Annotated in this window: 5 protein-coding genes and 2 pseudogenes; 2 read left to right on the top strand and 5 right to left on the bottom strand. The window is 69.1% G+C overall.

The window, feature by feature from the left end; genetic code table 11:
• Positions 1–85: 85 nt before the first annotated feature.
• On the bottom strand, positions 86–1,066 hold the full coding sequence (gene hemC / locus DM995_RS12010) for a hydroxymethylbilane synthase (protein WP_116969573.1): 981 nt from the start codon (positions 1,064–1,066) through the stop codon (positions 86–88).
• 40 nt (positions 1,067–1,106) lie between these two features.
• Between hemC and tsaD the strand changes: the two genes are divergently transcribed.
• Positions 1,107–2,366: a tRNA (adenosine(37)-N6)-threonylcarbamoyltransferase complex transferase subunit TsaD gene (gene tsaD / locus DM995_RS22330; protein ID WP_232824349.1), complete on the top strand. Its 1,260-nt coding sequence runs from the start codon at positions 1,107–1,109 to the stop codon at positions 2,364–2,366.
• Positions 2,363–2,839 (top strand): annotated as a pseudogene (locus tag DM995_RS11995) (NAD(P)H-dependent glycerol-3-phosphate dehydrogenase); the annotation flags it as partial. The gene tsaD and the pseudogene DM995_RS11995, both read left to right, overlap by 4 nt.
• Here DM995_RS11995 and DM995_RS11990 read toward each other — a convergent pair.
• The 4 genes and pseudogenes from DM995_RS11990 to DM995_RS11975 all read right to left on the bottom strand — a co-directional run.
• A pseudogene (locus DM995_RS11990) lies at positions 2,837–4,216 on the bottom strand (helicase HerA-like domain-containing protein); the annotation flags it as partial. The pseudogenes DM995_RS11995 and DM995_RS11990 sit on opposite strands and share 3 nt — an antisense overlap.
• Before the next feature lie 138 nt (positions 4,217–4,354).
• Entirely contained in the window at positions 4,355–5,353 is a 999-nt protein-coding gene (gene hemH / locus DM995_RS11985) for a ferrochelatase (protein ID WP_116969572.1), read from the bottom strand.
• A gap of 26 nt (positions 5,354–5,379) precedes the next feature.
• Positions 5,380–7,683 carry a xanthine dehydrogenase family protein molybdopterin-binding subunit gene (locus DM995_RS11980; protein WP_116969571.1) on the bottom strand — a complete coding sequence of 768 codons (2,304 nt, stop codon included), beginning with the start codon at positions 7,681–7,683 and terminating at the stop codon, positions 5,380–5,382.
• A gap of 6 nt (positions 7,684–7,689) precedes the next feature.
• Positions 7,690–8,670 carry an Mrp/NBP35 family ATP-binding protein gene (locus tag DM995_RS11975; protein ID WP_116970442.1) on the bottom strand — a complete coding sequence of 327 codons (981 nt, stop codon included), beginning with the start codon at positions 8,668–8,670 and terminating at the stop codon, positions 7,690–7,692.
• Positions 8,671–9,021 lie beyond the last annotated feature (351 nt).

The following is a 9,021-nucleotide window of genomic DNA, read 5'->3' as shown; positions in this document are numbered from 1 at the left end:
CCGGCGCGACCGCGACCGCGCAGCGCCTGCGCGGTCGCGGTCGCGCCGGGTTGCGGACGCAGCACGATGATGCGCGGGCCCGCCATCAACCAGCCTTGAACAGCCGCGTGATCGTCTCGGGCGCGCGCCCGAGCAGTTCGGCGGCGAGACCTGCGGGGCCTTGCGCGTCGCCGGGGGCAAAGCGCGCCTCGCCCGAAACATGATCGGCGCCATCCTCCGAATAGAGCATCGCGCGCAGGTGCAGGGTCTCTCCTTCCATCCGCGCGAGCGCCGCCACCGCCGAATGGCAATCGCCGCCCAGCGCGAACAGCAGCGCGCGTTCGGCGCGCACGCAGATCGAGGTGGGCGCATCGTCGATGCCAGCGATCAGCGCGCGCATCGGCGCGTCATCGGCGCGCACCTCGACGCCGACCGCGCCCTGCGAGGGGGCGGGCAACCAGGTATCGCTGTCGAGCCGCGCCGAGACGAGCCCGTCGAGCGTCTCGCCCAGCCGGTCGAGCCCGGCGGCGGCGAGCAGCGTCGCATCGGCCTCGCCCGCCTGCAGCTTGCCGATGCGCGTAGCGACATTGCCGCGGAACAACACGGTGGTGATATCGGGGCGAATGCTGCGGATCTGCGCGGCGCGGCGCGGCGAGCTGGTGCCGAAGCGCGCGCCTTCGGGAAGCGCCTCGATGCTGGTGGCGCCCAGCAGCACGTCGCGCACATCGGCGCGCGGCAGCATCGCGGCGATGTAAAAGGCATCGGGGCGGACGGTCTCGACATCCTTCATCGAATGCACCGACAGGTCGATCGCGCCGCCGCCCAGCGACCAGTCGAGCTCGCGCGTCCACAAGGCCTTGCCGCCGACATCGGCGAGCGGGCGGTCGGTGATGCGGTCACCGCTCGCCACCACGGGCGAGAGCTCGACCTGATCTTCGGAAAGGCCCCAGCGTTCCCGGAGCGCGGCGGCGGTCATCCGCGCCTGCGCCATCGCCAGCGGCGAGGCTCGCGTGCCCAGCCGGATCGGCCTTTGCTCCAGAATGTCCGCTATCCCCTCGGGCAGGCCCGTCGTCATCTCATCCGCCATGCTCTTGTGCTAGCGGCGTATGCCGATAAGGGGAAGCCTTATGGCAATCATCCTGGGCATCGAATCGAGCTGCGACGAAAGCGCGGCAGCGCTGATCGGGTCGGACCGGACCGTGCTGGCGCACCGGCTGGCGGGGCAGGAAGAGGCGCACAAGCCCTATGGCGGCGTGGTGCCCGAGATCGCGGCGCGCGCGCATGTGCAGGTGCTGACCCCGCTGATCGAGGCGGCGCTCAAGGACGCGGGGCTGACGCTCGACGATGTCGATGCGATTGCCGCGACCGCGGGGCCAGGGCTGATCGGCGGGGTGATGGTGGGCCTGGTCACCGCCAAGGCACTGGCGATGGCGGCGGGCAAGCCGCTGATCGCGGTCAACCATCTGGAGGGTCATGCGCTCTCCCCGCGCCTCGCCGACGCGAGCCTCGAATTCCCCTATCTGCTGCTGCTCGTCTCGGGCGGGCATTGCCAGATCCTGCGCGTCGATGGCGTGGGCCAGTATCGCAGGCTCGCGACGACGATCGACGATGCGGCGGGCGAGGCGTTCGACAAGACCGCGAAGATCCTGGGCCTCGGCTATCCCGGCGGGCCGCGCGTCGAGGCGCTGGCGAAGACGGGCGACCCGAAGGCGGTGCCGTTGCCGCGCCCGCTGCTGGGCAGCGCCGAGCCGCATTTCTCGTTCGCCGGCCTGAAGAGCGCGGTGCTGCGCGCGGCGCAGAGCGGCGCACACCGGCCCGAGGATATTGCGGCGGGGTTTCAGGCAGCGGTCGTGGATTGTCTGGTCGATCGGCTGGAAAGGGCGCTTTCCGTATCCTCAGGGAGTACCTCTCCCGAGTTCCCGAGCCCTTCGACGCCGCCTGTCGGCGTCGCTCAGGATGAACTTCAGCCTCTGGCTGAAGTCGAGGGACGGGATCGTAAAGGGTTGAGCCAAGGTCCCTCGACTTCCCGGCGTGGCCGGGAAGTTCACCCCGAGCGGCTGGCTTGCCAGCCAGCCGAGGGGCTCGGGACAAACGGAGGGGGTATGTTCTGTCCCTCCGAACCAAAACCCAAAACCCTCGTCGTCGCGGGCGGGGTCGCGGCGAACGGCGCGATCCGCTCGGCGCTCGAGGCGCTCGCGGCGCGGCACGGCATGGGCTTTGTCGCTCCGCCGCTGTGGCTCTGCACCGACAATGCCGCGATGATCGGCTGGGCGGGCGCGGAGCGGTTCGCGCTCGGCCTCACCGATCCGCTCGATATCGCCGCACGCCCGCGCTGGCCGCTCGATCCCGAAGCCGAGGCGGCGCGTGGCGCGGGGGTGAAGGCATGAGCCAGCAGGCGGTCGGCGTGATCGGTGGCGGGGCCTGGGGCACCGCGCTGGCGCAGATGCTGGCGAGCGATGGCCGCGCGGTGCGGCTCTGGGCGTTCGAGCCGCCGGTGGTCGAAGAGATCAACGCACAGCACCGTAACACCCCGTATCTGTCCGGGATAGATTTGAGTCCCGCTATCCGCGCGACGGGCAATCTCGCCGAATTGGCCGATCTGCCGCTGCTGCTGGTGGTCACGCCCGCGCAGCATATGCGCCGCGTGCTGACGGGACTGCCGCAGGGCGAAGGCGATCTGGTGCTGTGCTGCAAGGGGATCGAGGAGGCGAGCGGCGAGCTGATGGTCGATGCCGCGCGCGCCGCCGCGCCGGGCAGGCCGCTTGCCGTGCTCTCTGGCCCCACCTTCGCGCACGAAGTCGCACGCGGCCAGCCGACTGCGGTGACGCTGGCCTGCGAGACCCGGGCCCGCATTGCCCGCCTTCGCCCAGACCGATGTCGTCTTGCGCGGCTGCTTGGCCACCTCTTCCTTGCCTTTCGCCTCGACCTCCTCGGCCACGGCAGCGGCGTCGGCGGCCTTTTGCGCCAGCACCTCCATCGCCGATTCGCGCTCCACGCGCGTGTCGTACTTGCCCTCGTGCGGCGAGACCGACTGGATGATCGCGCGCTCCTTGGGTGTCAGCGGCCCGAGGCGCGAGCGCGGCGGGCGGATCAGGGTGCGCTGGGTGATCGAGGGCGATCCGTCCTCGAGAAGCGTCGAGACCAGCGCCTCGCCCACCTTGAGCTCGGTGATCGCGGTGGCGACATCGAGATCGGGGTTGATGCGGAAGGTATCCGCCGCCGCGCGAATCGCCTTCTGGTCGCGCGGGGTGAAGGCGCGCAGCGCGTGCTGGACGCGGTTGCCGAGCTGGCCCGCGACCTTCTCTGGAATGTCGATCGGGTTCTGCGTGACGAAATAGACGCCGACGCCCTTGGAGCGGATCAGCCGCACGACCTGTTCGATCTTCTCCTCCAGCGCCTCCGGCACGTCATCGAACAGCAGATGCGCCTCGTCGAAGAAGAAGACGAGCCTGGGCTTGTCGGGATCGCCCACTTCCGGAAGCGTCTCGAACAGTTCGGACAAGAGCCAGAGCAGGAAGGTGGCGTAGAGCTTGGGACTCTGCATCAGCTTGTCGGCGGCGAGCACGTTGATATAGCCCCGGCCCTGGTCGTCGCAGCGCAGGAAATCGTCGATCTCGAGCGCGGGCTCGCCGAAGAACTGCGCCGCGCCCTGGCTTTCGAGCTGGAGCAGCTGGCGCTGGATGGTGCCGACGCTCGCCTTGGTGACATTGCCGAAACGCGCCGACAGCTCGGCGGCATTCTCGGCGGTATAGGCGAGCACCGATTGCAGATCGGCGAGGTCGAGCAGCAGCAGCCCCTGTTCGTCGGCAAAGCGGAAGGCGATGTTGAGCACGCCTTCCTGCGTGTCGTTCAATCCCATCAGCCGCGCGAGCAGCAGCGGCCCCATCTCGCTGATCGTGGTGCGGATCGGGTGGCCCTGCTCGCCATAGAGGTCCCAGAAAACCGCCGGATTGTCCGAATAGGCAAAGCCTTCGAGGCCGATCTCGGCCGCGCGCGCGACCAGCTTGTCATGCGCCTTGTGCGTCGGCGATCCGGGCATCGCGATGCCGGCGAGATCGCCCTTCACGTCGGCGACGAACACCGGAACGCCCTCGGCGGAGAAGCTCTCGGCAATGCCTTGCAAGGTCACGGTCTTGCCGGTGCCGGTCGCGCCCGCGATCATCCCGTGCCGGTTGGCGCGGCCGAGCACGAGCACCTGTCGCTCGCCTCCGCCCAGGCCTAGAAAGATGTCCGACATGCCATTCCCCTGCTGATCGTGCTGCTGCCGGTATGCCGCGCCGATGGGGGCAAGTCGAGGGTGAGGGTGTGTAAACTGTAACCACCTCCGCTCAGGCTAAGCGGGCATGGGGGCAGGGAAGCGCGCGCCCAGTCCGGATCAAACCCAGCCCGCGAGCTCGCGCCGCACGATCGTCTCGAGCATGTCCATGCCTTCCGCGCTCGCATTCAGACACGGCAGGTAGGCAAATTTCTCGCCGCCCGCATGCTCGAACTGCTCGCGGCCCTGGATCGCCAGTTCCTCGAGCGTCTCGAGGCAATCGACCGAAAAGCCCGGCGCGACGATGGCGATGCGCTTGACGCCCTTCTTGCCGAGCGCCTCGAGCGTCGCGTCGGTCGCGGGCTCGAGCCATTTGGCGCGGCCGAAGCGCGACTGGAACGAGACGATCAGGTTGCGCCCCATCGCCTCGCTCAGCAGGCGCGCGGTCTTGCGGCACTGGCAGTGATAGGGATCGCCCAGATGCAGCGTGCGCAGCGGCATGCCGTGGAAGCTGGTGACGATCTCTTCGGGCTCGAAATCGAGCGAGGCGATGGCATGCTCGATATTGCGCTTCAAGGCATCGATATGCGCGGGATCGTCGTGATAGGCCGGCAGCGTGCGGATCGCGGGCTGCCAGCGCATCGCCTGCAGCACCTCGAACGCCTTGTCATTGGCGGTGCCCGTGGTCGCGCCCGAATATTGCGGATAGAGCGGGGCGAGCAGGATGCGGTCGCACCCGGCATCCTTCATCGCCTTGATCCGCGATTCGATCGAGGGCTGGCCGTAACGCATCGCGAGATCGACCAGCACGCCTTCGCCCAGCCGCTGCTGCAGCGCCTCGGTCTGGCGGCGCGAATAGACCATCAGCGGCGATCCGTGATCGGTCCACACCTCGGCATAGGCGGCGGCGGATTTCTGCGGCCGGGTGTTGAGGATGACGCTGCGCAGCAGCGGCTGCCAGACGATTGCCGGGATTTCGACCACGCGCTTGTCCGAGAGAAACTCGCCAAGATAATCGCGCACCGCCTTGGTCGTGGGAGCAGCGGGCGTGCCGAGATTGATCAGCAGCACGCCGACCCTGGGCCTCAGGATCGGCGGATGCTCGGGCGGCGGCGCCATGCCCGACCGGGAAATTTCGCTATCGCTCACAGGCCACCTGACAGCAACGGCAGCTGGCGCAGGCGCAGGCCCGTCGCCGAGGCCAGGGCATTGGCAATGGCTGGCGCGACGGCAGGCACGCCGATCTCGCCCAGCCCCGCAGGCGGCTCCTGGCTTTCGATAAGGTCCACACGGATCTCCGGAATGTCCGCGAGCAGCGGCAGGGAAAGGTCATTGAGCGCTCTGGCATCGGGATAGCCATCGGTCCAGCCGGTGGCGCACCCCATCGCCATCGCAAGGCCGAATATCATGCCGCCCTCGATCTGTTGCAAGGCTATGTCGTGATTGATGATTCGTCCGGCATCGACCACGGCGGACAGCCGTTCGACCCGGAAGCCGCCGCGTCCGGTGCCACCATCGGCGCCATCGCTGGCGCGCGAGGCGCTGGCGATCACCGCGATATGCGCGCCGTTCCACGAACAGCAGGCGACGCCCTGGCCGCTATTGTCCATGCCGCCATCCCATTCGCCCAGCCCCGCGACGCGCGTCAGGCAATTGGCGAGCCGGATATTCTGGCCCAGCATCTGGACGCGGTAGGACAGCGGCTCGCGCCGTCCGCGTGCGGCCAGCTCGTCGATAAAGGTTTCGGTGACGAACACGCCATAGCTCGCCGCGTTGCCGCGCCAGCGCCCGGTCGGCACGTCGATGCGCACCGGATAATGGTCGATCGCAAGATGCGGGATGTCATAGGGCACCATCGCGCCTGCCACCGCCATGCGGTCGGCCTCGCCGCTGGTCGTCTCGATCGCGTCCGTCGGATGCGCGTCGTCGAACAGCCGTTGCGCGAATTCGCGCGCGCTGGGCGGGCAGGCGATCTTGACCGAGAGCGCGCGGATATTCGCCTCGGTGTCGGTGAGCGCAGCAACGCGCGCGGCGGCTGGCGTGCGCACCGGGTCGCGCGCGGATTCCTCCAGGCGCGAGCGCATCAGCTGCACCGGGCGGCGCAGATCGCGGGCGAGGATGGCCGCAGGCGCCACCAGATCGTCGTCGAGCCTGCGGTCGAACGATCCGCCCGCGGGCATCGGATAGATCTGCACATTGGCGACCGGAATGCCGAGCGTGGCGGCGGCGCGGCGGCGCGCGACCTGCGGCGTCTGGCTGGCGACCCAGAGTTCGAGCCGGTTGCCGGCAAAGCGCGCGGTGACCGCGCCAGTCTCGAGCGTGGCATGCGGCGCGGCGGCGATACTGTAGCGCGCGGCCAGCCCCTTGGCGGAGGCAAAGCCTGAGTCCTCCTCGCCGCGCGCGAACATGCGATAGCCGGTGCGTCCGCCCTTGTCCGGCCCGTCGAGCGCCTTGTCGAGACGTTCGGCGATCTGATCGCCCGACAGCCTGCCGCCGATATGCGCAAAACGCGGGCGCAAAAGCCGCACCGCCTTGTCCGCCCCCCACCAGCTGGTCGCGACTGCGGCCACCCAGTCCTCGCCCTGGACCACGTCGATCAGCCCGGTGACGCCGTCCGCCGGCTGGCGGCTGACGCTTTCCAGCCGTACCGCACCGACCGGCCCCTGGCGGATCGCGGCATAGACCATGTCGGGCAGGCGCACGTCGCCCGCGAAGGTGGCGCTGCCATCGACCTTGGCGGGCAGGTCGAGCCGCGCGAAGGGTGGCGCATCGCCGATCGGTTCGGCGCGGACATTGCCGGGCAGCGTGGTGCGCAGCGGGGCCGGGCTGGGCACGGGATAGCCCACCGCTTCCTCGGCCAGCTCGGCAAAGCGCAGCTTCTCGTTGCCCCAGACGACGAACCCGTCGCGCGTATCGGTTTCCTCGACCGCAGCGCCCCAGCGGTCCGCCGCCGCCTGGCACAGCATAACGCGCGCGGTCGCCGCTGCGGCGCGATAGCCCGGCTCGTACGCGGTCACTTCGGTATCGCCCGCGGTCACGACGAAATCGCGCATCGCCGCCCAGCGCTTGATCAGAATGTCGTTCTCGTCGGGCTGCAGCGTCCAGCCTGCCGGCATCAGCAGCGGCACCCATTCGCTCGCCAGCCGGTTGTTGGCAAAGACCGGCGCGGGCGGTGCGGGCTCGAGCGCGATGGTGCGCCAGTCCGCGCCGAGCTCTTCCGCCACGATCTGCGCGAGCACGGTGCCCACGCCCTGGCCCATTTCGCAATGCGGATTGGCGACGATCACCGTGCCGTTGGTGGCGATGCGCAGGAACGCGCCGAACGCGGCCGCGCCCTCTGCAAAGCCGGGCGGGTCGTCGTAGCGGCGCGGCCACAGCGCCCAGGCGACGGTCAGCCCCGCCCCTGCCGCCGCCGTGATCAGCAGCCCGCGCCGCGTGATCATCGCCATGTGCGCTCAGCCCGCCGTACCGAAACGGTTGTCGATCCAGGTCGAGATGCGCTGGGCGATGCTGCCGAATGCATCGGCGATCAGCCCCTCGCCCGACGCCGGGGGGACGCCGGCATCCGAAGCCCGGCGAATGGTCATGTCGAGCGGGACGCGACCGAGGAACGGCAGGCTCATCGACTGCGCCGCCGCTTCCGCGCCGCCGATGCCGAACGGATCGGACAGCTCGCCGCAATGCGGGCAGACATAGCCCGCCATGTTCTCGATCAGCCCGATGATCGGGACATTGCCCTGCTCGAACAGGCTGATCGCGCGCACGGCGTCCATCAGCGCCAGGTCCTGCGGGGTAGAAACGATCACCGCGCCGGCGGGCTTGTGTTTCTGCAGCATCGAGAGCTGCACGTCGCCGGTGCCCGGCGGAAGGTCGACGATGATGTCGGTGATGTCGCCCCAATGCGCGTCGATCAGCTGGCCCAGGGCATTGCCTGCCATCGGTCCGCGCCACGCGATCGCCTGGCCCGGCTGCACCAGATGCCCCATCGACAGGATCGGAACGCCATAATCATTGGGCACCGGCACCAGCTTCTGATCGCGCGCGGTGGGCTTTGTGTCCTCGCAATCGAACAGGCGCGGTTGCGACGGACCGTAGATATCGGCATCGACCAGCCCGACCTTGCGCCCGGCGCGGTGCAGCGCGACCGCGAGATTGGCCGAAAAGGTCGATTTGCCCACGCCGCCCTTGCCGCTTCCCACGACGATCAGCCGGGGCGGGCGGCGCTCGGCGGTCATCGCGACCTGCACCTTGGTCACACCCTCGATCTTGAGCAGTGCGCCCTTGACCGCGATCTCCAGCTTGTCGCGCGCCAGCGGCTCGAGCCCGGCGACGTCGAGCACCAGCGACACCACGCCGCCCTCGCGCAGCTTCACCGCGCTGGCGCGGCCTTCGCTGGCGGCTGCCGCCACGGCTTCGATCTCGTTCAGCTCTGCCATCGGTCCCTCGCGCATGAAACGGTGCGCCCGCCGGGCATGCCCTGCCCGCTGGCGCTCCGCCCCGCCTAGACGAAATGCGTGCCAACGCACAATACAAGCGCATGAAACCCCTGTTTTTTGCGAAGGCACAACCTATAAAGGTCCTATGACAAGACTGACCGGGTGGTTCCCCCGCATATTGACGATGGCCAATAACAGCCCCTGGGGCAGCGGATCGGGAGGTTCGGGCGGCTCGGGCGATTCCGGTTCGGGCGGCGGCGATGGCGGCAATGGCGGCGGTTCCAACGCAGGCGGCTCCGGCCCGCGCAACCCCTGGCAGCCCCAGGGCAATGGCGGCTCCGGCGGTCGCAA

It is taken from the genome of Blastomonas sp. UPD001, from assembly GCF_003426715.1.
In the GTDB taxonomy this organism is placed as follows: domain Bacteria; phylum Pseudomonadota; class Alphaproteobacteria; order Sphingomonadales; family Sphingomonadaceae; genus Blastomonas.
Note: the sequence above shows the minus strand (reverse complement) of the source record. Positions and strands in the feature narration are given on the sequence as shown.